This window comes from Actinoplanes sp. NPDC051633 (assembly GCF_040681735.1).
In the GTDB taxonomy this organism is placed as follows: Bacteria; Actinomycetota; Actinomycetes; order Mycobacteriales; family Micromonosporaceae; genus Actinoplanes.
Map to the genome: position 1 here is coordinate 1 of NZ_JBFAZH010001659.1, position 1313 is coordinate 1313.

The 1313-nt window shown below is 73.7% G+C and carries 1 protein-coding gene; it reads right to left on the reverse strand.

Features of this window, described 5'->3' with window-relative positions:
• The coding region (gene helR / locus AB0M20_RS44055; protein WP_364307505.1) for an RNA polymerase recycling motor ATPase HelR at positions 1-1313 on the reverse strand (1313 nt) is incomplete at both ends.

Genomic DNA, 1313 nt, shown 5'->3' on the forward strand with positions numbered 1-1313 from the left:
CCTCCCACGACTCGGTGAACCCGTGCCGGGCCTGCGCACGGTCCCCGACCACGGTGAAGCTGCGGGACGGGCAGCGCAGCAGCAGCATCTGCCACTCGGCGTCGGTCAGCTCCTGCGCCTCGTCGACGACGATGTGCGCGAACGGGCCGGCCAGCACGTCGGGTTCGGCCACCGGCACCACCGACTCGTCGACCGCCGCGTCCCGCATGCCCGGCTGGTAGAACTGCTTCAGCACGCCTTCGCCGTCGTCGTGGACCTCGGACTCGATCAGCTCGTCGAGGACACGGCCGACGCGCTTGCGCTCGGCCGCAAGGGTGGCGTCGCGGCGACGCTTACGGTCGGACGCCTCCGGGTCGCCGAGCCGCTGCCGGGCCGCGTCCAGCAGAGGCAGGTCGGACACCGTCCACGCCTTCACGTCCGCCCGCTGCAGGCGCTTGATCTCGCCGGGGCTCAGCCAGGGCGCGCACCTGCGCAGATACGCGGGCACCGACCACAGGTCCGCGACCAGGTCGGGCGCCTCGAGCACCGGCCAGGCGCGGTTCAGGGCCGTACGCAACTCCGGGCTCCGCTCCAGCGACGTGCGGGACACGTCGTGCCTGTCGGTCAGGATCTCGAGCAGCTCGTCCCAGATCTGGTCCCGCGCCTCGTTGTGCGGCACGCCGGGCTCCCGCGCCTCGAACGCGTCGGCCCAGTCGCGGGCGGTCACCCGGATCTCGGCCTCCTCGGTCTCCACGGTGATCGGCGCGGGTGGCTCCTCGTAGAACCGGACGGCCGCCTCGATCGCCGTGACCATGCCGGCCGACGACTTCAGCCGGGCCGTCTCGGGGTCGGCCTCGGCCGCCGCCGTCGCACCCTCGGGCACCAGGTCGCGCAGCGTGCAGGTGAGCACGTCGTCCTCGCCGAGGTTGGGCAGGACGTCCGCGACGTAGGCCAGATAGGGCTCGTGCGGGCCGACGAAGAGCACCCCGCCCTGGCGGTGGTTGAGGCGCGGGTCGGAGTAGAGCAGGTACGCGGTGCGGTGCAGCGCGACGACGGTCTTGCCGGTGCCCGGGCCGCCGTCGACGACCAGAGCGCCCCGGGAGCCCGCGCGGATGATGGCGTCCTGGTCGGCCTGGATGGTGCCGAGCACGTCGCGCATCCGCGCCGACCGGTTGCCGCCCAGGCTGGCGATGAAGGCCGACTGGTCGTCGAGGGCGGCGTGCCCCTCGAAGCCGTCCGGGGTGAACACCTCGTCCCAGTAGTCGGTGATCCGCCCGCCGGTCCAGCGGTAGCGGCGGCGGCTGGCCAGGCCGGGGGGGTGGGCGTGGGTGGCG